This is a genomic window from Bacteroidia bacterium, from assembly GCA_033391075.1.
GTDB lineage: Bacteria > Bacteroidota > Bacteroidia > J057 > J057 > JAWPMV01.
In genome coordinates this window covers 7,660,286-7,685,387 of record JAWPMV010000001.1, presented here as the reverse complement: position 1 = coordinate 7,685,387, position 25,102 = coordinate 7,660,286, and the positions used below count along the sequence as shown (strand labels likewise).

General features: G+C 41.7%; 26 protein-coding genes. 20 read left to right on the top strand and 6 right to left on the bottom strand.

What is annotated here, in order from left to right; translation table 11 throughout:
* Nucleotides 1–178: 178 nt before the first annotated feature.
* A complete protein-coding gene (locus R8P61_30575) occupies nt 179–1,645 on the top strand; it encodes a S41 family peptidase (protein ID MDW3651464.1) in 1,467 nt (488 codons plus the stop codon).
* Between the two features lie 88 nt (nt 1,646–1,733).
* On the opposite strand, the gene R8P61_30570 is transcribed toward R8P61_30575, so the two are convergent.
* The gene (locus R8P61_30570) at nt 1,734–2,537 is read right to left on the bottom strand and encodes a head GIN domain-containing protein (GenBank protein MDW3651463.1); all 804 of its coding nucleotides are present in this window, start codon (nt 2,535–2,537) and stop codon (nt 1,734–1,736) included.
* A gap of 173 nt (nt 2,538–2,710) precedes the next feature.
* Between R8P61_30570 and R8P61_30565 the strand changes: the two genes are divergently transcribed.
* The 5 genes from R8P61_30565 (at nt 2,711) to R8P61_30545 (ending at nt 5,671) form a co-directional block, all read left to right on the top strand.
* On the top strand, nt 2,711–3,337 hold the full coding sequence (locus R8P61_30565; GenBank protein ID MDW3651462.1) for a hypothetical protein: 627 nt from the start codon (nt 2,711–2,713) through the stop codon (nt 3,335–3,337).
* Nucleotides 3,338–3,539: 202 nt separating this feature from the next.
* Nucleotides 3,540–3,878 carry a hypothetical protein gene (locus R8P61_30560; GenBank protein ID MDW3651461.1) on the top strand — a complete coding sequence of 113 codons (339 nt, stop codon included), beginning with the start codon at nt 3,540–3,542 and terminating at the stop codon, nt 3,876–3,878.
* Nucleotides 3,879–3,880: 2 nt separating this feature from the next.
* The gene (locus R8P61_30555; protein MDW3651460.1) at nt 3,881–4,378 is read left to right on the top strand and encodes a hypothetical protein; all 498 of its coding nucleotides are present in this window, start codon (nt 3,881–3,883) and stop codon (nt 4,376–4,378) included.
* A 56-nt stretch (nt 4,379–4,434) separates the two neighbouring features.
* The gene (locus R8P61_30550; protein MDW3651459.1) at nt 4,435–5,070 is read left to right on the top strand and encodes a hypothetical protein; all 636 of its coding nucleotides are present in this window, start codon (nt 4,435–4,437) and stop codon (nt 5,068–5,070) included.
* A 55-nt stretch (nt 5,071–5,125) separates the two neighbouring features.
* Nucleotides 5,126–5,671 carry a GNAT family protein gene (locus R8P61_30545; protein MDW3651458.1) on the top strand — a complete coding sequence of 182 codons (546 nt, stop codon included), beginning with the start codon at nt 5,126–5,128 and terminating at the stop codon, nt 5,669–5,671.
* 161 nt (nt 5,672–5,832) lie between these two features.
* On the opposite strand, the gene R8P61_30540 is transcribed toward R8P61_30545, so the two are convergent.
* Complete coding sequence (locus tag R8P61_30540) at nt 5,833–6,750, bottom strand: alpha/beta fold hydrolase (GenBank protein ID MDW3651457.1); 918 nt, start codon at nt 6,748–6,750, stop codon at nt 5,833–5,835.
* Between the two features lie 131 nt (nt 6,751–6,881).
* Here R8P61_30540 and R8P61_30535 point away from each other — a divergent pair, with 131 nt between their 5' ends.
* The 5 genes from R8P61_30535 (at nt 6,882) to R8P61_30515 (ending at nt 11,071) form a co-directional block, all read left to right on the top strand.
* Entirely contained in the window at nt 6,882–7,718 is an 837-nt protein-coding gene (locus tag R8P61_30535) for a MaoC family dehydratase (GenBank protein MDW3651456.1), read from the top strand.
* A gap of 8 nt (nt 7,719–7,726) precedes the next feature.
* Entirely contained in the window at nt 7,727–8,557 is an 831-nt protein-coding gene (locus R8P61_30530) for an alpha/beta hydrolase (protein MDW3651455.1), read from the top strand.
* Nucleotides 8,558–8,661: 104 nt separating this feature from the next.
* The gene (locus tag R8P61_30525) at nt 8,662–9,528 is read left to right on the top strand and encodes a helix-turn-helix transcriptional regulator (GenBank protein MDW3651454.1); all 867 of its coding nucleotides are present in this window, start codon (nt 8,662–8,664) and stop codon (nt 9,526–9,528) included.
* A 220-nt stretch (nt 9,529–9,748) separates the two neighbouring features.
* Nucleotides 9,749–10,627 carry a pirin family protein gene (locus tag R8P61_30520; GenBank protein ID MDW3651453.1) on the top strand — a complete coding sequence of 293 codons (879 nt, stop codon included), beginning with the start codon at nt 9,749–9,751 and terminating at the stop codon, nt 10,625–10,627.
* A gap of 84 nt (nt 10,628–10,711) precedes the next feature.
* Nucleotides 10,712–11,071: a DUF6713 family protein gene (locus R8P61_30515; protein ID MDW3651452.1), complete on the top strand. Its 360-nt coding sequence runs from the start codon at nt 10,712–10,714 to the stop codon at nt 11,069–11,071.
* 1 nt (nt 11,072) lies between these two features.
* On the opposite strand, the gene R8P61_30510 is transcribed toward R8P61_30515, so the two are convergent.
* Both R8P61_30510 and R8P61_30505 read right to left on the bottom strand, forming a co-directional pair.
* A complete protein-coding gene (locus R8P61_30510) occupies nt 11,073–11,843 on the bottom strand; it encodes a type II CAAX endopeptidase family protein (GenBank protein MDW3651451.1) in 771 nt (256 codons plus the stop codon).
* Between the two features lie 93 nt (nt 11,844–11,936).
* Nucleotides 11,937–13,034 carry a helix-turn-helix domain-containing protein gene (locus R8P61_30505; protein ID MDW3651450.1) on the bottom strand — a complete coding sequence of 366 codons (1,098 nt, stop codon included), beginning with the start codon at nt 13,032–13,034 and terminating at the stop codon, nt 11,937–11,939.
* 289 nt (nt 13,035–13,323) lie between these two features.
* On the opposite strand from R8P61_30505, the gene R8P61_30500 reads away from it, so the two are divergent.
* The 5 genes from R8P61_30500 (at nt 13,324) to R8P61_30480 (ending at nt 17,610) form a co-directional block, all read left to right on the top strand.
* On the top strand, nt 13,324–13,962 hold the full coding sequence (locus R8P61_30500; GenBank protein ID MDW3651449.1) for a class I SAM-dependent methyltransferase: 639 nt from the start codon (nt 13,324–13,326) through the stop codon (nt 13,960–13,962).
* 151 nt (nt 13,963–14,113) lie between these two features.
* Nucleotides 14,114–14,932 (top strand): hypothetical protein, encoded by an 819-nt coding sequence (locus R8P61_30495; GenBank protein MDW3651448.1) that lies wholly within the window; start codon nt 14,114–14,116, stop codon nt 14,930–14,932.
* A gap of 263 nt (nt 14,933–15,195) precedes the next feature.
* On the top strand, nt 15,196–15,726 hold the full coding sequence (locus R8P61_30490; GenBank protein MDW3651447.1) for a hypothetical protein: 531 nt from the start codon (nt 15,196–15,198) through the stop codon (nt 15,724–15,726).
* Between the two features lie 12 nt (nt 15,727–15,738).
* Nucleotides 15,739–16,131 (top strand): hypothetical protein, encoded by a 393-nt coding sequence (locus R8P61_30485; protein MDW3651446.1) that lies wholly within the window; start codon nt 15,739–15,741, stop codon nt 16,129–16,131.
* Between the two features lie 117 nt (nt 16,132–16,248).
* The gene (locus tag R8P61_30480) at nt 16,249–17,610 is read left to right on the top strand and encodes a hypothetical protein (protein ID MDW3651445.1); all 1,362 of its coding nucleotides are present in this window, start codon (nt 16,249–16,251) and stop codon (nt 17,608–17,610) included.
* A gap of 23 nt (nt 17,611–17,633) precedes the next feature.
* Here R8P61_30480 and R8P61_30475 read toward each other — a convergent pair whose 3' ends face one another.
* Together R8P61_30475 and R8P61_30470 are read right to left on the bottom strand one after the other, a co-directional pair.
* Entirely contained in the window at nt 17,634–19,256 is a 1,623-nt protein-coding gene (locus R8P61_30475) for a hypothetical protein (GenBank protein MDW3651444.1), read from the bottom strand.
* A gap of 61 nt (nt 19,257–19,317) precedes the next feature.
* Nucleotides 19,318–20,529 (bottom strand): radical SAM protein, encoded by a 1,212-nt coding sequence (locus tag R8P61_30470; GenBank protein ID MDW3651443.1) that lies wholly within the window; start codon nt 20,527–20,529, stop codon nt 19,318–19,320.
* 329 nt (nt 20,530–20,858) lie between these two features.
* Between R8P61_30470 and R8P61_30465 the strand changes: the two genes are divergently transcribed.
* From R8P61_30465 to R8P61_30450, 4 genes are all read left to right on the top strand, one after another.
* Nucleotides 20,859–21,239 carry a hypothetical protein gene (locus R8P61_30465; protein ID MDW3651442.1) on the top strand — a complete coding sequence of 127 codons (381 nt, stop codon included), beginning with the start codon at nt 20,859–20,861 and terminating at the stop codon, nt 21,237–21,239.
* Between the two features lie 337 nt (nt 21,240–21,576).
* Nucleotides 21,577–22,749 carry a serine hydrolase domain-containing protein gene (locus tag R8P61_30460; GenBank protein MDW3651441.1) on the top strand — a complete coding sequence of 391 codons (1,173 nt, stop codon included), beginning with the start codon at nt 21,577–21,579 and terminating at the stop codon, nt 22,747–22,749.
* A 178-nt stretch (nt 22,750–22,927) separates the two neighbouring features.
* Nucleotides 22,928–24,163: a hypothetical protein gene (locus tag R8P61_30455; GenBank protein ID MDW3651440.1), complete on the top strand. Its 1,236-nt coding sequence runs from the start codon at nt 22,928–22,930 to the stop codon at nt 24,161–24,163.
* A gap of 2 nt (nt 24,164–24,165) precedes the next feature.
* On the top strand, nt 24,166–24,960 hold the full coding sequence (locus R8P61_30450; protein ID MDW3651439.1) for a PIG-L family deacetylase: 795 nt from the start codon (nt 24,166–24,168) through the stop codon (nt 24,958–24,960).
* Nucleotides 24,961–25,102: the final 142 nt, after the last annotated feature.

The window sequence follows — 25,102 nt, the reverse complement described above, 5'->3', positions numbered from 1 at the left end:
GGGAAAAGGTGTTTTATATCTTTAGGGTAAAGGAAATAGACATCCTCAAAAAAGTAGCAAAAGCACCCAATAAGTCTCAAAACAAGAAATGAGACCCGTATCAAATCATTTGAGGCGATCTAAAGCTGAATTTCATCCTATTTGGACTCATCAATTCACAAGCTCCAAATAAATCATAATGAAATTCAACAAAGCTATTTTCACTTTCCTTATTCTCTTCATTTCTACCGCTAAAGCTCAGGAACTCATCCCGGCCAATAAGCTCCAGGAGGATTATGCCATCCTCAAGCAAGCCCTTGAGGAACTTCATCCTGCCCTGTACAAATACGATGATAAAGAAACACGAGAAAAGGACTTTGCCGCACTAAAAGAAAGTCTCAATCAGGAGCAGACAGCATTGGAAGTTTACACAAAAATCTCAGCCTTCACAGCCAGGATTAAATGCGGTCACACCTACGCCAATTACTGGAACCAGAAGAAAGAGATTCGCACACATTTCATAGAAGCAGAAAACAAATTGCCCTTTACCTTCTGGATCATCGATCAGAAGATATTTGTACATCAGAATTTATCTGAGGAAGCCAAACTCAAAAGTGGCGATCAGGTACTTAGCATTGATGGGGTTTCGACTGAAGAAATTCTAGCTTCCCTCCTCCCCTATGTAAACTCGGATGGGAATAATGATGGAAAACGCTATTTCGAGCTGCAGGTGTTTGGGCAGGACAATTACAATGCTTTTGACATTTTCTATCCGCTAGTATTTGAAGTTGGGGAAAGTTTGACAGTCAGAACAGCCTCCTATGAAAACAGCCAAGCATCCAGCTTTACCCTAAAGCCCCTTAGCCGCAAAGAACGCTTTCAAAGACTTAGGGAAAGATATGGCAAACAGATCGAAAGTTATGATGACTACTGGAAATTTGAGATCAGGGACGATGAAGTTGGGGTTTTGACTTTGGGAACTTTCGTAACCTGGAAAATGAGTCTGAACTGGCGAAAATTTATCAAAGATGCTTTTGCCCAAATGGAAAGCAAGAACATAGACAAGCTCATCCTGGATATACGAGGTAACGGAGGGGGAAATTCTTCTGTGCAGGAGTTCCTTTTCGGCTACCTCACCCAAAAAGCTGCTCTACGCGGCCCTTTTCAACAAACACTTAAAGCTCAAACTGTCTCGGAGGAACTTCGGCCCTATATCGGAACCTGGAATAAGGGAATGATGGACGTCTCCAATCGAACCTATCAAATGTCCAATGGCTTTTACACCTTCAATCGAAAAGGTCTTATCAAACAGGAAGTCAAGCCAAAATCCAAAGCCTTTGAGGGAGAAGTATATGTCCTGGCCGATGCTTCTAATAGTTCCGGGAGCTTCTTCCTCTTGCACTACCTCAAACAAAATAGATTAGCGACAATAGTTGGGCAGGAAAGTGGGGGAAATATGCAGGGAATAACAGCTGGACAAATCTTCTTTCTCAAGCTCCCTAATTCCGGGATAGAGGTCGACATCCCGCTAATCGGTTATTACCCGACGGAAGATCGCCCCAATGAAGGAGTCAAACCGGATGTGGAAGTAAAGCCATCTGTAGATGATCTGCTAAAGGGTATAGATACGGAAATGGAAAAGGCGCTAGAATTGGCGCGAAATTAAAAAATGTAGGGGGCAGCTCATGAGATCATGAGAGTAGGGGCAGCTCATGAGCTGCCCCTACTATATCATTATTTTTTTTAAAAAATTTCTAATTCGCATCCACCACTTGCCCAAGACCCGTGATACTTTGGGTGATGGTTGGGTTTCCTTTGTAGTAAACAATACCCGCTCCGGTGATACTTACCTCCAGATCATTCTGGGCATTCACCTCACAATTTCCGGCTCCAATGATGTTTACAGAGGTACTATTGGTTTGCAGGTCAAAACTCTCCACTTCGCTGGCTCCTCTGATTTTCAATTCGTGGACATCTGCATCTCCCATGGCTTCCATGCGACCGGCCAATCCCATACGCGTATAAAGGGTATCAACATCCACGTCCAATACCAATTGAGAAGCGCCTGCCACATCCAGATCAAAGGTGGTAGCATCTGCCTCAAAACTCACATCTGAAGCACCGCGCAGTTTAAACAGCACATCTGTCAAATTAAAGCGATTGGTTCCCTCGATTTTGGTAGCCGTACGCGTTTGCACCCGAGTCAAATTCGGGATTTCCACGAATACATCTACATCATACTGCGGAATGGAATCGGGCTGATTATTGCTGGAATCTGGAAGGAAGTTTATGCTGAGCACATTGCCACTTACCTGCACATCCAAACGTGCGGTCCAGAAACTATCCGCGAGGACTTCGATTTTTTGCGTATTGGCCTGAGTCAAATGCAAATGCACAGGGGCATTCACTTCGATCTCATCAAAGGTCGGTACGCTAATAACTGTTGTTGAAGGAATGGGAGGAATGATGTCCGGCACATTGAACCAGGTCCCATTACAAGAGGACAGGGCCATCAAAAGGACAATACAAGTTGTTGAAAGAGAAAAAATACGTTTCATACGATGTTTGTGTAAAAATTAAGTCTATCGGGGGAATCGTATTTCTTCTGGGGTACGACAAATATACGAAGAATCAATCAGCTACCTACAAGCCATGGAAAATTTCGACCGAGAAAAATAAAGGAAGCCTATGGAAAGAAGAATTCTACCAACTCCTTTACATAAAGGCAATCATGAATAAGAAAAGACAGAAACAGCTAAAGGAAATCCGATCAAGAAGGGGTTCCAGAAAATCGAGACCTCCCAAAATAAATGTATTAAACCTTGTTCTACATCTTCTCTTACTCCTACTTATTTATGTTGATGCCCGGCTAATTTATAATGAGGTAAATGGATGGAATTTAAGAGAAATCAAATTTGCTATGGCTCCAAAACCGGAAAATCTTGAGTTTATCCATGGAATTGAAATCAAGCACTTACACTATGGACAAATCAATATTATCGTAGATAAGGATGGTGAGTATTACGTTCATTTTCTAGCTGAATACCTCACCAAAGAGTTTGACGATAATTATCAGGAAACAAATCCTCCAATAGGACTAAACTCAGATTGCCTGGAATGGTACAGTGAAAGGGAATTGATACAATTATTAACTCAAAACCTGGCTGCTTATTCGGAATTTAATAGTCCTGCAATTTCCTTCTCCCTCACACCCACTACGAACTATGGCGACCTCATCCGCATACTGGATATACTTACTTATACAAAGGCGATGAGATATGCCTGGACACCTCTTACAGCAGAGGCTAAACAAGCACTTGCAGAAAGAAAAAAGGAGCCGAAATTATATTATTGGTAAAGCTCTATTTTCTCCAACTTTTCTTCGAAAAAGCACTCTTTATTGAAAGTGCAGAACCATGATTTTTATTTCCAGAGGTAGTCCTAGATTCGTTCAGTATTGGACTTATCTTTTTTTAGGATTTTTCTTCTCCCTCCCGCTTCTCTTCTTATACGCAGGAATTAACTTTTACCAAGCGGGTGATGGGAAAGCCGTATTCTTCATGATACTTTTGAGTCCCTTAATGATTATTCTCTTTCGATTCGGAATAAAGGTATATCACAAAAAGAAAGTCTACGAATTAGAAATCAGGGAAAGGAGTGCTTCCCTAAAATATTTTCATAAAAATTTTCAGTTAGGAGAGGTACAAATTCCCCGCTCACATATCAAGATTTATTATCAAGTTGTTGAAGGAGAAAGCACTATGCATGTTATTAGATTCGTCCATCCCGATGGTTCGAAATTCCAATTGGATAATGATCTCAGGCTATGGAGAACAGATAGCGTGAAGGAAATCTGGTCTACCATCGAAGCCATGAATTATCCGAGAAGAGTTATTTAGCCATGAATCCGCTTACTTATCGTGCTGATCGAAACCATAAATACGAGCCCTACATATGGTTTGCCGTTTTTTCAATCACTGCTTTGTTTCTCTTCTTTAGTTTGAGGGAAGGCTTGAAGATCATGGAAGTAGAAAACCGCCCTCTTTTAGGTTTTCTTTTTGCTCTGCTAGCTCTTTTTGCCTGGGGTTCCAACTTGAAAAAGTTGCTTGATTCATTGTTCAGCAAACCCATAAGAAGTTTAGAGATTGATGAGAATGAACTTTCTATTTCCTTTAGAACGGCAAATTTCAAGCTTGAAAAGCTAAAACTTACTCGATCTGAATCGAGAATTTCCTTTGAAGATTATTGGGAAGATGCACGAAAACAGCGAATAAACATATTCGTGGATGATGGACAGATATTCACTCTGGATCTTGAGAACTGGACAGAAAATTTGTTGCGGGAAATTTATGCTAATTTGAGAAAGAGTGGATATAGAAAGCATAAAGTAGTTGCTTAACTTTCTACTTGCTTTGCACAACGAATAAACCCTAAAAACCCGGAAGCATAAAACCAATGCCCAGCGAATATTACGAATCATACGAAATCGCGTCCGATGATGATGGCTTCAGGCTACATTATCACTGGACCAGACGAGATTATACCCACTTTTTAGGATTCATTCTTATCGGTTCCATTCCTTTGTTTATGTTGGGGATCGCCTACCTAAAAATATCCAATGAGGGGGATTACATGAGTTTATTTCTTGCCCTGACCTTCCTGTTTGGATTTACCGTTATGGGAGTGTACAAGGAGATTTTCAAAAGGATCAATGCAACTCGAAGAAATATCCTGCATTATGATCGGAACATTGAATTTCTGCACCTTGCTACCAAAGGCAGAAATAAGCGCCTATTCCAATCGGATCTCATCCGAATTGAGTATGAATTGCTGATGCATAAAGGACTCCAAAATATCCGGGGATATTATCACCGCTTAAAGCCAAAGTTTGAAGTTCTTGTTTTTATAAAAACCCGAGATAGAGAGAGGATCAGGCTTTTCGCGATACAAGAAACCAGCATACATGCTGGAGGCGAAGTCGAAACGAAAGAAGCTATTTTGAAGTTGAGCAAAAACCTCTGCCATGGTCTTGCCGTAAGACTGGGCATCACAGATAAACAGATTACATCCTCCAAACTAAAACATGGCTAAGCTATAAACGCAAAGACAAGCTGTAATCTGCCAATTTTCATACACAAACACTTGCATGTTCACACCCTTTCCGCAAATAAAAACCGAGCGCTTACTCCTTCGCCAAATCCTTCCCGAAGACATAGCTCACATCTTCCATGGACTTTCCCATCCGGAAGTCATCAAATACTATGGCGTCAGCTATGATACGCTGGAAGCTACCCAGGAACAAATGGATTGGTACGCAGGACTGGAGAAAAAAAAGGAAGGCATCTGGTGGGCCGTTTGTTCGCCTGATAATAGCAGCTTTTATGGAGCAGGAGGTTTAAATGACATGAACCATGAACATAAGCGAGCCGAGATTGGATTTTGGTTATTGCCAGAGCATTGGGGAAAAAGGATCATGTCAGAAGCCATGCCTGCCATTATGAAGTATGCCTTTGAGGAAATCGGGCTCAGGCGCATCGAGGGTTTTGTGGAAAGCAGCAACGAAAATTGCAAAAGAGGTATGGCAAAAATGGACTTTGCCTATGAAGGCACTATGCGAGATTATGAGTTCAAGGATGGAGATTTTATCAACATCGACATTTATGCAAGCCTCAATCCTAAAGCTACTCCCTGACACATATTGCTTAATGCACAGCTGTCCCCCTGATCGCAGTGGAAGGGCCTACATTTATTCCCCCAAGCTATCCTAATTATTTATCCAATTAATAATTTTTGCCAGCTGATTGAGGTTCCTCGACAGGCTCGGAATGACACGAATATGTGTGTATTATTCCCCTACAAATGCTCCTTGAAAAAAGCCTCCAGCTCCGCATGCATCTTCGCATGAAAAGCCGATCGATCAAAACCCGGAGCATCCCTCCCTGCCGGACCTACATGGGGCCGTATTCTTTCGGGGAAAGGACTCAAAAATGAATAATGATCTCCTTTTTCTATGACTTTATGGGTCAGTAATTCCTTTTTCAAATTGGTCTCAACGATCTCTGCCTGCTTTACAGCCGACTCATCCAAAGTTGGAGTATACATCAACACCTGCGCATCAACCTCTTCCAATGCAGATGAGGATTTGAATTCGATACTTGCGGCCGCCATCAAAACCACAGCCTTTACCCGATCATCTTTCTCTACAGAGATATCCTGAGCCACCGGATCATGTTTCAGGATGCTTTGCGCCATCGGGCTCTGTATGTTTTCAGGCTGTTTACAGAATTCGATCATATGCCCGGTATTGGGCTTTCCTCCAGCAACTGCCAGAGCCGTATAGCCTCCCATAGAATGTCCGATCAGAGCGATACTATCTTCCTTTAATTTGTCTCTTAAGTCATCTTTTGCATATAGGGTATCAGCTGTCATTTTTATATGTCTGGGTCGGTGAATCAAATTCCGGATATCTCCCTCCCAGCTATTATCAAATCGATTATTGAAGGGATGCTGAGGCAATGCAACAACAAAACCTGCTTTCGCCAGATGCATCGCCAAATCCCGATACACCAGGCCAGCTCCTCCTGATCCATGAGAAATGATTACCAAAGGCAAATTTTCCCCCGCAATTTCTCCCCCCACACAAATCTCCATTTGGTAAGGTCCAAACTGTTGGATTTGGGACTTAGCTTTAGAGGGATAAAAAATCTTTAGGGGAAAACTTAGTTCCAGTTCCTCATCCCGGATCTCTATATTCTGAAAGCCTGCATGCATATTTTCTTCTTACTTATCCAGGGCAGGATACGATTTACCCATTGAAAGTCTAATTCTACAGACAAATTATACAGGTTTAAGCAGGATCAAAAAGAAAAAAACTAATATAGATCAAGCTCAATAATATCAATATGCCTCACAAACTCCCCAGGCTTTCACAAATGTTGTTTCCTACTCTCCTGAGTATGGGAAGAGGAGTAAAAATTAAGCCCTCCGGGATTTCCCTACAAAAAACCTTCTCCGGGCTTAGGCTTGATTTAAATAGTATGCATGCATACGCGGATTTTTTAGGCTCAGTTAATAGAGCTCCCCTAAGCTACCTCTATTGCCTCGCACAAAGAGCCCAAATCGCTGTCATGCTGGATAAGGACTTTAGCATTGCCTTGCCCGGCATGGTACACCTCGAAAATATACTCGAAGAGAAGCCGCCCTGGTCTCCCAATAAAGCCTTTGACATAGAAGTCAACATAGAGGTAGAACCGAAAAGCGAAGGCGCACTCATTCCCAGATGTGAAGTGCATTTTTTTCAGGAAAATCAAAAGGTTGTGAGTTGCTCCAGTGTATATATGGCTCGTAGAAAAGGCAAACAAGCAGGCAAGAAGAAAGAAAAACAAGCCCTCGTTTTTCCCGAAGCCATCCTGAGTCAGCAATGGGATATTGCAGGCAATACCGGAAAAAAATATGCGAAAGTATCCGGAGATAGCAATCCCATTCATACGCATGGCTTTTTCGCCAAACTGATGGGATTCAAACGTCCCATCGCTCATGGTTGGTATTCTGTTGCCAAAGCTGTAATAGAAGCAGAGACTCATTTACAAAAACCCGTGAGTTATATCGAAGTTGCCTTCAAATCTCCGGTATTTCTGCCCAGCCAGCAGAAATTTGCTTTATTCGAAAAGGAAGAAACTACAGGCTTTACCCTTCACAATTCAGAAGGGAAGCTGGTATTATATGGAAGCCTCGCCTAACTCCCATTATGTTAAAAATTCCATGCAATGACGGTTTTCAACTTGCAGCCTCTCATTTTCCTGCGAAAAAAGAGGAAGGGAAAGTACTCATCATCAATTCTGCCACCGCTGTAGATCGAAAATTATACTTCCATTATGCCAATTGGCTGGCTGGAGAAGGATACGAAGTTTTCACCTATGATTATCGAGGAATAGCCGAATCAAGACCCAGGAAACTCAGAGGCTTCAAGACCAGTTTTCGGGATTGGGGAGAGAAAGATTTTCCAGCGGTCATTTCTCACGCACGTTCAGTCTTCCCTCGACATAAGCTTTTTGTGTTAGGACATAGCATTGGAGGAACCTTGACAGGCATGTCAGAGAGTTTGCTGGAAATCGATGGCCTATTGACAATTGCCAGCCAAACCGCCTACTACAAAGACTGGGCGCCGGGGCAAAGGGGGAAAATTTTCTTTCTTTGGCATCTGTTTCTACCAGCTATGACGGCTATTTTTGGATACTTCCCCGGTAAGCGTCTGGGCATACTCGAAGATGTGCCCAAAGGAGTGATAAATGAGTGGAAGCAGCGTAGAAAGGAAGCGGATCTCAGAATTCAAATGAAAAGCAGAGACGAGCAGATTTTCTACGAAAATTACAAGGGAAAATTACTCAGTCTGGGGCTCTATGATGACCCCATTGGTACCGAGGCAGCTATCCAGCGTATGCATCAATGGTATTCGGCAGCAGATAAAGAAATAAAGGTGTTGCAGCATGAAGAGGAGATCGGGCACTTCGGATTTTTTCGGAGAAAGTTTAGAGAAAGCCTTTGGCCCATCAGCCTGGACTTCTTTGAAAGCTGTTAAGAAATATGTGCGCAAGTATTCTAGTGTTCAGCTCTTCTTGTGTATCTTTCTATAGAATTAAATTCCTTGAACACCAGAGCACGAGAACAGCAGAAGACTTCTTCATGAATCCCATCAAAACATATCAAAATGTAAACAGAGCCGATCCGCTCAAGAGTTTTGGTATATCCCGTACAGAAGAGATTTATGATAAGCATGAAGGCAAAGCCGATGCGCCTCATCGCCATGATTTTTATACCGTTATTCTCAGTAAACAGGCAAAAGGCAGACACCTCATCGATTTTAAGGAGTATGCACTAGGGGAAAGGCAGATTTTTTTTATTGGACCGGGGCAGGTGCACCAAATCATTGAAGAGGATCGCCCTCAAGGATTTGCCATGGTATTTTCCGCAGATTTTTTGGTCGAAAATAATATCCCTTTGCGATTCATAGATGATCTCAATCTGTTCAGGGATTATGGAGAAAATCCTCCTTTACTTGCGGATGAAACCCAGGTCAAAAAACTGGAAAATTACTGCCAGGAAATATTCGCTTATTATCACGGACAGGATAAGTTTAAAGAAAAAGCCATAGCTGCATTGGTCGAACTTTTCCTCATCAACTGCAATAATATCTGTAGCCTGCCTTTTGACAATACCCAAAGCCTGGAAGCGGGAAATTCCATCCTGCGAGGCTTTAAGGAACTGGTCGAGGAAAAGTATAAAGCCTGGCACGCCAGCTCTCAATACGCAGAAGCTCTGCACATCAGCCCCGATCACCTCAATCGTAGTATCAAATCCCTTATCGGAAAAACAGCCAAAGAATACATCCAATCCCGAATCACTACAGCCGCCAAACGTATGCTCTATTTCTCTGAGCTTTCCAATAAAGAAATCGGCTTCGAACTTGGCTTCTCTGAACCCGCCAACTTCAGTGCATTCTTCAAAAAATGTACAGGTATTTCCCCTTCTCAATTCCGCAAACAAGCCTAAAGTCGGATTTTCATAAGTCTTTCACGTATTCTCATATTCTTTCTGAGAAGTAATTCTATGATCTTTGTAATGCAACGAGATCAGTAATCTGAAAACGTGCGCTGGAGATGGAACGAACGCGGGGAGGTTGGAATGTGAGATGGCCTTGGATGGTTCGTTCCGACTTTTTGCCCCACTTTTTGAGAGAAAAAGTGGGAAGAAAATATAAATGCTTATACAAATGGATCGTAAAGAATTTCTCAAAAAAAGCCTACTCACAGGAGCTGCTGCTAGCATGGCCTCTCCACTGGCAGGAATTTCAAAAGTGAAGCTTAAACACTCGACTTACGATCAAATGATCAAACAAATAGGATTCAATCATTTACCAAATAAGGAGGAAAGAACAATGAACACTGTATTGCACAAAGCAGAAAGCCGAGGACAGGCTAATCATGGTTGGTTGAACAGCCATCACAGCTTTAGCTTCGCCAATTACTACAATCCGGAGCGCATGCACTTTGGGGTGCTACGGGTACTGAATGATGATGTAGTTTCCGAAGGGAAAGGCTTTGGTACCCATCCCCACGATAACATGGAAATCATCTCCATCCCATTGGAAGGAGACCTTGAGCACCAGGATAGCATGGGTACCAAAGCTGTCATCCGAGAAGGAGATATACAGGTAATGAGTGCTGGTACAGGCGTATTTCACAGCGAATACAATAAGAACCCTGACAAAGCAGTGAAGTTCCTGCAAATCTGGATATTCCCGAATAAAAAGAATGTAGAGCCTCGCTATGACCAGCTTTCTCTCAAAGAAGTAGAAAAGCAGAATGAGTTTTACCAAATCCTTTCTCCAAATGCCGAGGATCAGGGCGTATGGATTCATCAGGATGCCTGGTTCCAGATTGGAAATTTCGAGTCGGGTGCAAGCGATACCTATAAACTCAACAAATCAGGTAATGGCGTATATGCTTTCGTTTTGGAGGGAGAAGTAAGTATCGAAGGACAAGGCTTGAACAAGCGAGATGGATTTGGGGTCTGGAATACCGATAAGATCGAAGTGAAAGCAAATAGCGATGCCAAAGTATTGTTGATGGAAGTGCCGATGAATGTCTAAAGTAAAGCTTTCAAAAAGCGACTTGAGTTGATAGCTCAAGTCGCTTTTTTTATTTTCAGGAAGTCAGATTTTATTTTTTGCCTTATGCTCGAACATTTTTTCTTTTACCTCGCCTTTGCCTTTATCCTCATGCATGAAATGGATGCGATTCGCTGCAGAGAGTGGCGCATTTTCCCGGGACTTTCAATGATGGATGAAAAAGTCGCCTTCCCCATATTCATGTTCATCCACATCCCTTTGTATTACTTCCCCATACATTATTTGCAAAGCCTGCCAGATCCAGAGAGCCTGATACGGGGATTGGACTACTTTTTTATCATACATCTCTTTCTCCACCTCCTCTTTCTCAAACACAAAAACAATGAATTCAAAGACTGGATTTCCTGGACCATCATTATTGGCTGTGCAGGTTTCGGGGCTTTGGATTTGCTAATGAAGGTTTAATTTAAACTACTCCCATATCCTGTGCAGGCATATACATTTGTATGATCAGAATTGCATCCATATAGACATGAGCAATTATATTGATCCATAATTTTCGGCCGAAGAACAAATAAAACAAGGCCAGAGAAAGTCCCATAAAAGCCGTTTGAACCATCCCCATCCAGCCCCAGCTTGCATGCACTAATCCAAAGATTATAGAACTGAGTAGTACGGCTAAGAACCAGGCCCATTTTTTATTATTTCCCAATTCCCCTATTCGATTCATTAGGAATGCCCGATAGACCACTTCCTCCCCAAAACTGGAAACGATAAAAACCCCAAGCAGTGCAAGTATGGTCAAAGGAAGATTTCCAGCCAGATAATTATAGGAACTCATATCGGCTTTTTCGATCTCATCTCCCATACTCGAAAGAAAACCCCCGACCAGAACAAAAACTGCTGTAGTAATGATAAATACCAGGAGAGAAAGGCCAAAGATTTTCAATGCCTCCTTCCAGCCCGGCCAGGTAAAACTAAAACCAAAGGCCTTCCAATTTTCTCCTCTCAGCCTAAGCCCCATCCAAACATAGATGATCATGGCAACATTGGCGAACCAGACTAAAATTTGTGTGTAAAATGGGTTTTCTGCTACATAGGGACTACCGATCCCCAGAATTAAAAATGCGAGCAGAAATAATCCCAGTATTTCAGCCACTTTCGCCCAAGTATTCTGATGAAGATTCTGACCGATTTTAGCAGAGAACAGACTTGCTGAACTATTTGAAGTATTCATAGGAATTCAATTTTTGTTTTCCTCAAATAGCTAATAGGAAGCCTGACAATGGTTCGAATACCGGAATTCGAACGAAATATTATTGAACAAAGATTAGGATTTCCGAAACTCGCTGGGTGTTTTTCCAGTCAATTTCTTGAAAACAGTATTGAAAGAAGATTTCGAACTAAAGCCCACATCATACATCACTTCTTGTATGGTCATTCGGGGATCAGGCGGATTTTTTAAGAGCTTCTGTGCTTCTTCGATTCTGTATTCATTCACAAAATCATAAAAGCTTTTCTCTATAGATTGATTGATAACCTGTGAGAGTGTTTTGACTGGATACCCCAGACGTTTAGCCAACTGATCCAAGGTCAAATCAGGATTTAGAAACAAGCGCTCTTCGGACATGAGTTTGATAAGTTGAGTGCTAATTTCCTCAGCTTCGTCATGCACCAATTTGGACGAGGCATATTTCCGGGAGGGAGCTTGAGGAATTCCGGAGAACAGTTCAGGCTGACGAAGCGCTTTAAAAATCACCCGGTTTATGAAATAGAATATAAACAAGAGTATCCCAAACAAGCCCAGGCTAATCACCAAGGGAGAGCCAGTTATAGGACTGAGGGTCATTATCAAAGAAAAGAGGATCATGATTCCAAAATTGTTGATGGCAAAAGCCAGCCAGCTCAAATTCCGCTCGCTTAGATTGGAATAGTTTTCTCTGATTTCTCGACGATATGTTTTGAGTAGGGATAGGGAGGATAAATAGTAAGCAAACAAATGAAGGTACAAGATGAGATTGTAGATTTGGACAGAAAGAGGAAGGGCCCCCTGGACCTGGGTAGCAGGAGCTGATTCCTGGGGAAGGAAAAAAATTATCAAGACCAAAATAGCCGGAATCAGATGAATAAGGTCCCGAAGAGTGAGTCGAAAATTAGAGTAGATGATCGACTTGGTATACAAATAGATCAGGGGACCAAAGACAAAGAGAAAGGCATCATTTAGTTTAGCCAAAAATAAAGGAGCCAAAGCAGGATCAAATAACTGCAGGGCCAGGTCCGTCAGATTGAGGGCGATCAGTGCAAATAATATCCCCAATAATGCATTGCTGAGCTGATTCCCTTTTTTGTTAGTAAGCAGGAAAGTTGCCAGAAAGGCGAGTTGAAAACTCACAAGAATTGCCAGTATGCTTGCCAGGGAATATGACATGATCAAGGATTGAAGTTCGGACCTTCTTTGGGCCCAAAACACCTGATTTAATTTACTGAAGAAAGCGATCGAAAAAAATTTCAAAAAATATTCATCCCTAAAACACTGATACTCAATTTTAGTCATAAAAAAGTGACTTACTATGAGTTAGATGACTACTTGATTTTTATAGACAAAGACTGGATTTTTGACTTTTCGTTCAAAAAATTCTCCTCTTGTTAAAATGAAAAAAGGCTAACAAACTGACGAACTACCCAAAAGAGTTTTTTCATTTTACCAAACACAGTTAATGAGTATAATTTCAGATCAACGGGTATACACTACCCTAAACAGGCTTCATGATGAAGCTTCTTCCGAAGGATTCACTATCTTCAAAGGCCTTAGCAAAGGAGTTTTTCGCCCCTTGAGGCCAGAAGATATGAAGGATGCTTACCTTGCAATTTCACGTGATCAGGGAGAGTATTTGTACAAACTCCTTCTTGAGAAAGAATTCAAAAACATCGTCGAATTTGGAACCTCCTTTGGTATATCCACCCTCTACCTCGCTATTGCTGCAAGGGAAAATGGAGCTAAGGTGATCACAACTGAATTACTTCCGGGAAAATGCAGACTTGCCCAGCAGAATTTTGAAGAAGCAGGACTGGCAGAGTGGATAGACCTGAGAGAAGGGGATGCCCTGGAAACGCTAAAGGAAACTCCTGAGCAGATCGATTTCCTCCTCATGGACGGATGGAATGACCTCTATTTGCCCTTGATGGAGCTACTTGAGCCTCGCCTAAAAAAAGGAGCCTTGATTTATGCGGACAATGCCTCTTTCCCCAGCGCAAAACCCTATCTGAGCTACCTGAGGTCAAAGCCTGAGAAATACAGAAGTGTCCGGCTTCAGGATGCAAAAGGGGGATCTGAGTTGACGGAGGTTTTGAAGTAGAGGATGTGTTCAAGTATTCTGGTGTTCATGTGTTCTCGTTTCTATTTTATTCTAAAATATGAGCAGAATACCTGAATACTAGAACACCAGAATACTTTCCCCATCCCACATCTTCCCAAAAAGATGATAACTTAGGATAAAGCTCAAACCCATGAAACATTCATCCATCATTCTCCTCATCTTTTTATTTGCTCTATCAACTGCTCAGCTAGCTGCTCAGGATCAAGCCGAGCCGGGAAGACAAATCACATTAGAACGATCCTATCCCGACAGCCAGGTAGATGGATTTTTGCTCTATCTACCACAGAGCTATAAAAAGAACACACATTCCTATCCCTTGCTTATGTTTCTACAAGGCAGTGCAGCCGTCGGGGGACCGGTAAGTGGTATTGCAATGGGAGAAATTCCGATGATGCTGGAAAAGGAAACGGATATGAGCAAAAGACTCAATCAGATGCTCCTGGATTCTTTCATTGTAGTTTGTCCCCATATTCGAGATGGACAATATTTTGAAGAGGAAGAGGTATTGCGGGACATAATTGAGGAACTGAAAGATAAATACCGGGTTGATGCACAAAGAATATACCTGACGGGCTTGAGTCGTGGGGGGATGGGAAGTTGGGGATTGGCAGCAAGTATGTACGATGTATTTGCTGCTGTGGCACCCATGGCAGGTGGGGTCTGGATGGTAGAAGATTTTTCGGCCATGAAAGAGCTTTCCTTTTGGGTGGCACATGCGAATGAAGACCCAAGTCTGGTCTTTCCCCCAATCAAAGAAGCTGTAGAGAAAATTGAAGCTTTGGGAGCCGAGAAATTCTTTCGCATGAATACGGCCAAAACTTTTTCTCAGGAATATCTCAAGCACAAAAACATCTTTACCGTATTTGAAAGAGACATTCACAATGTCTGGGATGATGTCTATACCAGCACACAATTTTATAGCTGGTTATTGCTGCAAAGGAAGAATTAGATCAGGCTTTGTTTACGGCTTTTACTTATAAAAATGAAAGCCTGTGAATTGAGACACATATTCCCCTTTTTCAGAAAAAGTGGGAGTCAAAATTCGCTGAGACAAATGCTCTGCTCATCTCTATTTGCAAGAACAGCAATATTTTAGGATATTTGATGAGGAGTACTCAAGACCTATCCTACTCCTAAATTACGTTGTCATATACCTGATTTGCCCATTAGGGTCCGAAAAATATCTATGCATTTATTCTAAAAAATGAATGCATGAAACTCTATTTTTCTCTTTGTCTTGCTATTGTAATAGCCGCTTATCTTCCCTACCCTATGGAATACCTCTGGACAGAAATGTCAGAAGATGCCATTGTTATCATGGGTCAGGCTTGTGGATGCCCTTGTGCAAATGCCCGCACCCTGGAAGAAAAACTACAGATTCCGGACTCTATTCTCATCAGGGATCCTGAAATCTTCCGGACGCAAATGAATCTGGTTGGCAATCATCCTTTCAAGCCCTTTGTTTTTGAAATTGCTACCATGCCCCTCTATGTAGATGGACAGATCATAGGTACAGACACCATTCTATGTCGTGAGGACAGATGCGAAATAGCCCCTGAATTTGAGGTCAGTCAGTGGAGAACTGTAGACTATTTCCCGAGATATAAACGTTGGGAAGATTGGCAGGTAAATGGCAGTATATTTCTTATTATTTTGGCATGTATATGGATCATCCATAGCCGATTTCCCAAACTCATTCCCTGGCTCTGGAGTAAAACTCAAAAACTGCTAGAGGACGTTTGAGACCAAGCATTCATGGAAGAAAAGGACCAAGAAGAATTAGAAGACCTACTTTTTGAAGCTCGTGATGAAGCAAAAAAGGCAAGATTGACTAAAGGAAATCAACAATTCCTTATCCTAATCGCTATTATTGCCCTGATCAATTTCATCCTTTTCCCCTTTGATTATGCACGGATAAAGACTGATACACCCGAAGCATTAGGTGCGGTTTTACTGATACAGGGGGTAATCTTGTCTGGAGCGTCCATGGCTATCTCGGTGCTAGTCAGTCTCCTCAAATTCAGTCCATGGACTTATCTAGATCGATTGTATCGTAGTTTTCTTTTTTTCTATTCTCTGTCTCTCATATTTCTTCTCCTGATCTTGATCCTGAATTTAGCCCGTTTTCGATTCCATTTATTTGGTTGAGCTTCAGATTGATTTTTGTCATAGGAGCTAAGGAGAGGAAGTCTCTAAATTAACTTACAGTTTTTGACTTATATAACTGCTTGACTCCTCGTTCCAGGCAGGATAAAGCTTTGCATCATGAAGAAAAGACTTTTTTCATGCATTGTTTTAGCCGTTTGGGCTTTTGGCCTTCTGAATGGCTGCAAGCATGACCCCATCATTGTTGATCCCTTTATCCCCAACTCAAGTTGGGAATTGATCCAACACAACATATTTGAGCCCAAATGTGTTGCCTGTCATTCTCCCAATAGTCGCTTTGCACAAGAATCTGATTTGATCCTGAACAAGGAAACAGGCTATGAAAACCTTTTAAATCGCAAACCCTTTAATTCTGCAGCAGAAAATGAGGGCTTATGGTTATTGCGAAAGGAAGGAATCAAAAGTCTGGAAGAGAGTTTCTTATGGGAAAAGATAAATGCCCCAAATGCAGAACATTTTTATCAGGATCATCCGCATTATGGGGAAATGATGCCTTTGGGTGGGCCTTTTCTTACGAATGGGGAGCTGGCTTATATAAAAGAATGGATCATACAGGGAGCACCTAAAACTGGCTGGGTAGCGGATGATAGTCTCTTGCTGGACCATAGTCAGGTAGAGCTTCCACAAACGGCAGCCAAGCCCCTTGATCCCCCTCCACAGGGAATACAATTTCACATGGGGCCGTTCCGAATAAAGCCGGGAACAGAACGAGAACTCTTTTACTATGAACCCCTTGAAAATGAAGAAGCGATCTATATTTCGGGATTTGAGATTTCAATGAAAATAGGAAGTCATCATTTTCTCATGCATAGATATCCGGGAGATAAACCCGAATCTCGAGTCTACCGAGATCTGTATAGAAATAATGGTCGCTATGTTTTGTCTACCCTTCGTCAAATGAAGGATAGGATTTACATATTTGGTTCGCAGTATAGATTTGCAGACTATTTTTACCCTCCGGGTGTAGCATTAAAATTTCCAGCTAATGATGGGATCGATTTTAATACGCACTATGTAAATTTTGGAGAGGAAGATATGATAGGAGAAGCCTGGGTAAACCTCCACACCTTAGCCAAAGAAAAGGTTATGTATGAGGCAGAAAATCTGTTTATTAACAATAAAGATTTCAAACTCCCTCCAAAGAAAATTACTACAATCTCTAATACTCATATTTTTGAAGACGAAGTACAGCTCATCCTTTTATTTAGCCATGCACATAAAAGAAATACTGAGTTTAGAATCTATCTGGAAGGAGGCCCCAGAGATGGAGAGCTGATCTATTTCAGCAGAGACTGGCAACATCCGCCTATGATAGATTTCAATCCCCCTATTATCCTTAAAGGAGGAACAGGATTGAGGGGAGAGGCGGTCTATTCAAATATGACAAATAAGACCATCAAATTTGGAACCTCAGAAGATGATGAAATGATGATCATGTCAGGAACCATTTTCAGAAATTGATCCCTGACATGATCAGATATTTATTATGGGCGGGTTGCCTGAAGACTGGGAAATTCCTCATACAATAGACGGGAAAGTTCATCCGCAGCTAATTCCTTTTTTGACCGAAGTGCTTTTAAGGCATCTTTCTGTTTTTCATGTTCAAATTCCCGCTTTTCATAATAAAATCCGCTACCACTTAATACATAGATTTCATCTGAATCAGCCGTATGTTTGAAGCTAAGATCTATATAGGTTCCAGGCCCATCCTGAATCGCATAATCTTTGTCGATTTTCTCTAATAGGCTAGCTACATCTTGTCCCTGATCATTTATAGCAGACAACATAGGTACGACTTCGTAATCTTTCAAGGTTTGAAAATCTTCCGTCAAGGCGACCTGGTCAATTTCCCAAAACTTAAAAGCACTCTCCAATTTTATCTCTATTTCCTCAGAAGAAATCTCAGATAAATCCAGGTCAATACCCATGAGTTTCTGTTTAAATATCCCAACGTTTTGAACGCTCCCCAGGCCTTGCCAGCCATTGTCTGTTTTCAGATAGGCATTCATCGATATGCCTTGTTTAGCATTATATTTCTCAAAAAATCCGGCAGGAACTTTGTCCATACGCTTGATCACTTTGTCATACGTATCTCCATACAGGCTAAAAAAGCCTCCTACCGTTTTGGACATCCAGTCTGTTTGCCTCGATTGAATGAGGAGCTTGACTTTGTCTTGTGTAAATGCAGCTTTTTCAAATTTCAGGCTAATTGTATTGAGCTCATCCCCTTGCCTCGGATCATCAAAATCATAGGCTTCACCATCGCTTTCAGCAAGGACTTCCAGAAAATCCCGTCCATCTATAGACTTTGCCTCAATGGGAGAGACCCTGGAACTGTATTCAAACAATTCAGCCTCTAGCCCAAAACCCAATTCCGTATTTTTCTGCTTTTTTACTTTCAGGAGTTCCAATTGATTGAGGTGCTCAACTTCGGCAAATTCATTAGCAATATGAACAGATACTTTATCCTGATCGGTTATAAAGGTCTCAATGGGCAATAAGTCTATCCTTTCTCTTGATTTGGTAATCGCTCCAGTAAACATGGCGCCCTGAAAATGCTTTTCTCCGCTTTCATCCACTACATAGGCTTTGGGGCAGTTTAGGCAAATAAGAACTACAGTGGCAGCCCCGGCTAAAATAACTGTCCCTACACTTGTTACCAGAGTTGTAGCAACGTCATCTCTAATTTTCATAAAGCCTCCGAAATCTTTAATATCTAATTCTACAGGACCTTCCTCAAAACTTTTATCGGTATACACATACAAGGTCTTTTTAACTATAGACCTGAGATCCTTAGGAATCTTTTTTTCACGAAAACCATTATACTTAGGCATTTCGAAGGATTCCACCGGTCTTAAATAGCCCTTTAGTTTATCTCCAGTATATATCATGCTTACCATTTCATAATGTGAATCTCCACTTATTATCCTAATACGGCTAGATACTCTATTCTCTTTACCATTTTCCAGAATCACGCTCTTCCATGCTTCCGGAGGAATGGGTTGAACTTTTCTTTTCCGATAGTAAAAACAAGAACTTAGACTAAACAACAGAAGGAATAATACTCCCTTTGTCAGGATATTATAGATCTTACTTTGCGTGTACATAAGGATTTTGATTAAAGTGAGTGATAAAGAGAGGAGGAGGATGTCTTATTCTTAGGTATGTCTATATGAGGCTTTTACCGAAAAGACTACAGGAATTGCTTTCCAGGGCCTCGATAACTTCCTCCGGACTTTGTTTGAGGGTATTCGCGGCTTTTCGACTACAAAAAGGACAGGCATGAATGGCACCATCTGTATCTATATACAGGTAGCGATTGCCTCCCCCATAGCATCCCGCCAATCGTTGTTGATGATCCAGCCAGTCAAGAATGGGATAGTCCCAATACTCGGGATCGGTATTATAGCGGAAGTAAAGTTTTTTTAATTGCTCGATTTGTTCTTCGGAAAGGGAAACAGCTTTCCCCTGGTATCTTCCCGTCGGTCGCGCTTCCAGAATCCGAATAAAAACCATTCCCAACTGCCTGGCCAGCTCCATAAGTTGCTCGATGTCTTCTGGTTCTATGTATTCTGGCCGTACGCAGACTGAAAAACCCGGAACCAGGCCCGCTTCTTTAGCATATCCAATTGAATCCATTACGGCCTGGAAAGCACCGGGATAGCCTCTGAATGAATCATGTTTTTCTTCTTCATGATGATCCAGACTCCATAAGACCCCGCGCAGGCCCCGCTCCTTTAAGCCAAATGCATGCTCTCTCGTGAACCCAAAGCCAGAACTATAGATCCAAAAATCTGAAGCCTCTGTATCTACCGCTTCCAGCAATTTGTAGAGATCCTTGACTCTGACCATAGGCTCTCCACCACTCAAAAGGAATTGGGTATTTCCATGTTCCTGATAGTCGGAAACAATTTTGATCAGATCAGAAAGACTAAGCGTTTCTTTCTTATTGAGGTTATTCCATTCAAAACAATGCTCACATGCAAGTGGACATTTTTTTGTTATGGCGAGTACAATGGTTCGCAAGCCGCTGCTCTTTTTAAAAGGAGCTACCCGATTAAGTTCATTATCAAAAACTCGCTGAAAGGCTTTGGATGGATATCCGGGATTTCCCATTCGCCAATAATAGCGCCCATCAACTTTGGCCACTTTCTGAAAGGCGGGATAATCATTGGCAATGGCTCCCCGTTTGTTCAATTCCTTCAAGGCTTTATACACCTTTAGGGGACTGCCCACTGCCTGAAATGATCGTTTAAGGAAAGTCTGAACAACTTTCCCCTTGAGTACTTTTTTCTCCCAGGCATTTTCCGGAAGAAAGGGAGATGGGAAGGAAGGAATCAGGGATTTCTTTAGTGATTTCTCGTCTTTTACATAAAGCATATTCTTTCCTTTTTTAGGTGAAAAAGGATTACTTGAGTGGAAATAATCACCCAAATGATTAACAATAAAGGACAAGGATCATCTCTGAGGATGATTAAATGTAGTGGAATTTATTTTTTTTATAGGAAAGGAAATATTAGCAGTCCCTTAGTAGGTGCATGATTATTCTTCCAAAAATCGAAAAGAAGAAAGAATTTTTCTATTCCCCCAATCCTAATATCTTTAAGCTTCCTAATGATTCTTCATCGACTATTTCCTGAACTCTTTCTCTGAATTTAGAGAAATATGCAGGCTAGGGTCTCTAAATGAACTTATGAGGATTGAATTAAATGGAAGACAAGAGTCGACAAGAACTTGAAGATTTATTGATTGAAGCGCGGGAGGAGAGTTTGCATTCGCGTATCACTCGTGTCAACCTTCGAATAATCCTAATTATGGGAATCCTTGTAATTGCTAATGTGATCATGTTCCCATATGATTTTGCCAGAGATAATCCCGATGACACAGATGGATTTATAGTTGGCATGGTACTCCAGGCATTTTTAATCCCTATTATCAGCCTCCTCCTTGCGCTTATCGTCAGTATTTTCAGATTTGCTCCCTGGAGTTATTTGAAACGCTTGTACCGGAGTTTTTTACTATTTGGACTTGTTTTAAGTGTCTTATTAAGCACCGTTTTGATCTTGAGCCTATCCGGAATTATCTCATAGGCTTTGGTCAGAAAAGCTTCTCCCTATGCTGATTTCGATCCTGATGTGGATCAAGTGGTTGTTTAGAGCATCGGCGCCCTGATTTACCGAGTTCTGGAAATCCATTGCTTTAAGTAAATTCTTTAGAGGAAAGAAATGCAATGCCCCTTCTGAGATATCCTGACAAACTATATTTTCAAAAACATATCCCCTGATTCATCGAGTTCATGAATCAGGATTTTTTTGATCTTGAAACTTGCGGTCTTCTCTTTTCCAAAGGTGCAACCCTTCCCAGAACTTTGGGTATCTTATAAACACACAATGCCCGCTTTAGTCCTCACATCCTAATATTGGCATCATGAAAATTCTATCTCTTTCCCTGAGTCTACTCCTTAGCCTGATTATCTTTTCCACACACGCACAGGATAATCTTCAAAAACTTCATGCAGAATTAAAAGCTCATTATGAGTCATCAGATTTACCAGGCTTTTCTATTTCTGTGATAAACCGAGGGGGAAACCTCATTACATCTTCGCATGGTTTTGCCGACATTAAAAATAAAATTCCTTATTCTTCGAGTAGCCTGCAAAATCTGGGGTCTGTCAGTAAAACCGTAACCGGTCTGGCATTAATCAAAGCCATTGAGCATACGGATCTGACAATGTCCAGTCCCATCAATGACTTCCTCCCCTTTGAAATACATAATCCCCATTTCCCTGATCAGCCGATTCTGGTAAGACATCTCGCCAATCATACTTCCAGCATTCTGGACACGAAATACTATGGACAAAGCTATGTCCTGAATGTTGAGCCGGAGGACAAAGAAGGTATGCATACGGATTATCTGGATTTTATCCGCTCGCATGAAAAAATGGAATTGGCAGATTTTGTACAAAAGATTTTGAGCAAAGGAGGTAAATGGTATAAAAAGAAAAACTTTATCAAATCAGCTCCCGGCACTCAGAAAGAATACAGCAATCTTAATGCAGCAGTTGCAGCCCTGATTGTCGAGCAAAGCAGTGGAATGTCTTTCAAAGATTTCACTCGGAAATACATTTTTGAGCCCTTAAAAATGAAAAACACCGCCTGGTCATTTGAAAACTTATCTAAAGAAGAGCAGAGTACGCTTTATTTCCCAAGCAAACTCATCGTCCCCAAATACGGCCTAATCACCTATCCGGATGGAGGCCTCGTGAGCAATGTAGATGATCTCAAAAAATATCTCACAGAGATGATACGGGCATTTAGAGGAGAAAGCACCTACCTAAGTTATAGATACGCCAAACTACTTTTGCCAGGAGATGATAATGATATTCGTGCCTTTTGGGGCATGGGCGAAAAAAGCCGAAATATCGGTCATGGAGGCAGCGATCCCGGTGCACAGACAGATATCCAGTTCAATGCCGACACCCAAATCGGGAGAATCATTCTTTGTAATGTCAACGCAGAAGACAATGACGCCCTTTGGGAGCAATACCGGCAAATCCATAATATCATCGCGAAGTATGAGAATGATTTGCTGGATCCCTGAAAATAGAAAATAGCCCTGTCATTGCGAGCCAGGGAGTTTGTTTCCCCTGAAGTCCTGGCTCGCTATGACAGCAGAGCTGATGCTTTATTCAGCATATCCTTTCACCGCCCACACCAACCTAAAAGACTAGAGCGCGTAAGAAAATTAATTCCCGGAATTAATCACGACCAAAGAAAACATGAAATTCCTCAAAAGAATCCTGGCCAGCTTGCTTAGCGGAATTCTTGTTCTCCTCTTCCTTTTCAATCTCAACCTCTATTACCAGCCTGCCTTTGTTTCCCTTGATCAAGAAAAGATCAATCAGGATCTTTTATTCCAACTCAACCATCTCGAATCAGAAATGCATAAAGGTGCGGCAGTCGAAATGCAAAGACTTTATCCGGAAGGCTATGTTTTTCTCAATGCCCTTTATGGATTGTCATGGATAGAAGTGCTGGAAAAAGTTCCCGTACAAAGCGACCTGGCCCAAAGAGCGCAAAAGGAAGTTGAGTGGGCAATCACCGAATTACGATCTGATAAAGGAAAAGCGCCTTTCAGGGGATTGGCTTCCCCCAGAAATGGAGTTTTCTACCTGGGATGGACCAATTATGTGGCGATTCGCTATTTGAAAGCTTTGCCGGAAGACCAAAGAGATACCTTGTGGCTACAGACGGTATATGAAGAGCTTGAGCACCTAAGAGAGAGTAAAGAAAAATCAAAAACCTTATATCTCCCCTCCTATAAGGATGCTTGCTGGCCGGCAGATAATATAGTCGCAATGGCTGCCATGTCTCAGTATGAAAGCCTTTATCCTCATAGCTTCGAAGCCACTATCAACAATTGGCTGAAAGAGATAAAACGACATGAAGATTCTTTGGGACTTATCTCTCATTCCTGGATTTGCAGACAAAACCGATTTATTGAAGCTTCCAGAGGATCTTCCCAGAGTCTGATTCTCAATTTTTTGCAGGAAGTTGATTCCGTATATGCCCGGGAAAAGTTTGATATCTACAAAAAAGCCTTCATCGATTATCGTTTTGGTCTGCCCGGTATCCGAGAATATCCAAGTGGAGTTTCTGGCAGGGGAGACATAGATTCAGGGCCTGTCATCCTGAGTATTGGAGGAGCGGCCTCTATCGTCGGAAGAAGAACAATGCAGATTTATGGAGAATATGAGATTGCCAAGGGACTTCGCAATAGTATCGAGACCTTTGGAATGAGCCGAGAGCGAGAAGAACAAAAAAGCTATTTGTTTGGGCAGTTGATCATGGCCGATGCCTTTATCACCTGGAGTAATTCTCTTGAGGTCCTGCAAGCCGATTTGATGCCGGAAGAAACTAATTGGAGAAAGTGGACCCATTTCTATTCCTTCTTAGTCTCATTATTTTTCGGTTATTTAATCTTTCGTCTATTGAGAAAAGGCAAATCCCTATAAACATGAAAAATCTGGTCCTTGCTTCTTTATTCCTCGGCCTCCTCCTTTCCTGCCAAACAGAGGTAAAGGAAAATACCGAAACTACAGAAGAGCGCTTCCTCCTCATAGTTGCACATCCCGATGATGAAACCGCCATAGGCCCAGTCCTGGCAAAATATGCTAAAGAACATCCTGTACACCTCATCATTGCAACCAATGGAGATCTTGGCGTAACGGAGCATGCAGGCATTCCCGCCGGGGATTCTTTGGTACAGATCAGAAAAAAAGAAGCCATTTGTTCCTGCGAAAAACTGGGCATCAATCCCCCGGTTTTTCTGGGCTTAAAGGATCAATTGGAAATGAAGGACATGGGGAAATATTATGGCCAGTTGGACCTGATGAAAACCCTGATCAAAAAAGAAATTGACAGAATAAAACCGAGCAAGATTCTCACCTTTGGACCAGATGGCGATACGGGTCATCCTGATCATCGCATGGTCGGCATCATTACGACAGAGATTTACTTGCGTGAAGGCTTAAGCAGGGAAGTTGATCTGTACTATTACGGATGGACAAAGAAACAAGCCGCAAAATATTGGGATTGGAACTTAAATTATCTGGCAGATGAGGAGTTCAATTATAGGATCTCATTTAGTGAAGCAGAAGAGCAGCAAGCACTCGAGTCCATAACTTGCTATCAAAGCCAATATTCGGAAGAAGAAATTGATCGCTGGATAAAGTTGGAACAGGAGGATCAGGAAAATGTATTGTACTTCCGAAAATTTCATACAGAATACAACTTACAAACTGAACTTTAGGCTTAAGCATCTTTGTGATTTTTCTCCCCTGTCAGAATATTGCCAGATAAAGAAAAAAATTCAAAACAATTTTCTCGATTTATAGCTTATACAATTGAGAATCTAAGGTTAAGTAGTAGCATTACTAAATGCGAAATATAGT

Bases quoted from the DNA above. Each gene is read 5' to 3' on its own strand.
- R8P61_30575 (MDW3651464.1), top strand. From the start codon at position 179: ATGAAATTCAACAAAGCTATTTTCACTTTCCTTATTCTCTTCATTTCT.
- R8P61_30570 (MDW3651463.1), bottom strand. From the start codon at position 2,537: ATGAAACGTATTTTTTCTCTTTCAACAACTTGTATTGTCCTTTTGATG.
- R8P61_30565 (MDW3651462.1), top strand. From the start codon at position 2,711: ATGAATAAGAAAAGACAGAAACAGCTAAAGGAAATCCGATCAAGAAGG.
- R8P61_30560 (MDW3651461.1), top strand. From the start codon at position 3,540: ATGATACTTTTGAGTCCCTTAATGATTATTCTCTTTCGATTCGGAATA.
- R8P61_30555 (MDW3651460.1), top strand. From the start codon at position 3,881: ATGAATCCGCTTACTTATCGTGCTGATCGAAACCATAAATACGAGCCC.
- R8P61_30550 (MDW3651459.1), top strand. From the start codon at position 4,435: ATGCCCAGCGAATATTACGAATCATACGAAATCGCGTCCGATGATGAT.
- R8P61_30545 (MDW3651458.1), top strand. From the start codon at position 5,126: ATGTTCACACCCTTTCCGCAAATAAAAACCGAGCGCTTACTCCTTCGC.
- R8P61_30540 (MDW3651457.1), bottom strand. From the start codon at position 6,750: ATGCATGCAGGCTTTCAGAATATAGAGATCCGGGATGAGGAACTGGAA.
- R8P61_30535 (MDW3651456.1), top strand. From the start codon at position 6,882: ATGCCTCACAAACTCCCCAGGCTTTCACAAATGTTGTTTCCTACTCTC.
- R8P61_30530 (MDW3651455.1), top strand. From the start codon at position 7,727: ATGTTAAAAATTCCATGCAATGACGGTTTTCAACTTGCAGCCTCTCAT.
- R8P61_30525 (MDW3651454.1), top strand. From the start codon at position 8,662: ATGAATCCCATCAAAACATATCAAAATGTAAACAGAGCCGATCCGCTC.
- R8P61_30520 (MDW3651453.1), top strand. From the start codon at position 9,749: ATGGATCGTAAAGAATTTCTCAAAAAAAGCCTACTCACAGGAGCTGCT.
- R8P61_30515 (MDW3651452.1), top strand. From the start codon at position 10,712: ATGCTCGAACATTTTTTCTTTTACCTCGCCTTTGCCTTTATCCTCATG.
- R8P61_30510 (MDW3651451.1), bottom strand. From the start codon at position 11,843: ATGAATACTTCAAATAGTTCAGCAAGTCTGTTCTCTGCTAAAATCGGT.
- R8P61_30505 (MDW3651450.1), bottom strand. From the start codon at position 13,034: ATGTCATATTCCCTGGCAAGCATACTGGCAATTCTTGTGAGTTTTCAA.
- R8P61_30500 (MDW3651449.1), top strand. From the start codon at position 13,324: ATGAGTATAATTTCAGATCAACGGGTATACACTACCCTAAACAGGCTT.
- R8P61_30495 (MDW3651448.1), top strand. From the start codon at position 14,114: ATGAAACATTCATCCATCATTCTCCTCATCTTTTTATTTGCTCTATCA.
- R8P61_30490 (MDW3651447.1), top strand. From the start codon at position 15,196: ATGAAACTCTATTTTTCTCTTTGTCTTGCTATTGTAATAGCCGCTTAT.
- R8P61_30485 (MDW3651446.1), top strand. From the start codon at position 15,739: ATGGAAGAAAAGGACCAAGAAGAATTAGAAGACCTACTTTTTGAAGCT.
- R8P61_30480 (MDW3651445.1), top strand. From the start codon at position 16,249: ATGAAGAAAAGACTTTTTTCATGCATTGTTTTAGCCGTTTGGGCTTTT.
- R8P61_30475 (MDW3651444.1), bottom strand. From the start codon at position 19,256: ATGTACACGCAAAGTAAGATCTATAATATCCTGACAAAGGGAGTATTA.
- R8P61_30470 (MDW3651443.1), bottom strand. From the start codon at position 20,529: ATGCTTTATGTAAAAGACGAGAAATCACTAAAGAAATCCCTGATTCCT.
- R8P61_30465 (MDW3651442.1), top strand. From the start codon at position 20,859: ATGGAAGACAAGAGTCGACAAGAACTTGAAGATTTATTGATTGAAGCG.
- R8P61_30460 (MDW3651441.1), top strand. From the start codon at position 21,577: ATGAAAATTCTATCTCTTTCCCTGAGTCTACTCCTTAGCCTGATTATC.
- R8P61_30455 (MDW3651440.1), top strand. From the start codon at position 22,928: ATGAAATTCCTCAAAAGAATCCTGGCCAGCTTGCTTAGCGGAATTCTT.
- R8P61_30450 (MDW3651439.1), top strand. From the start codon at position 24,166: ATGAAAAATCTGGTCCTTGCTTCTTTATTCCTCGGCCTCCTCCTTTCC.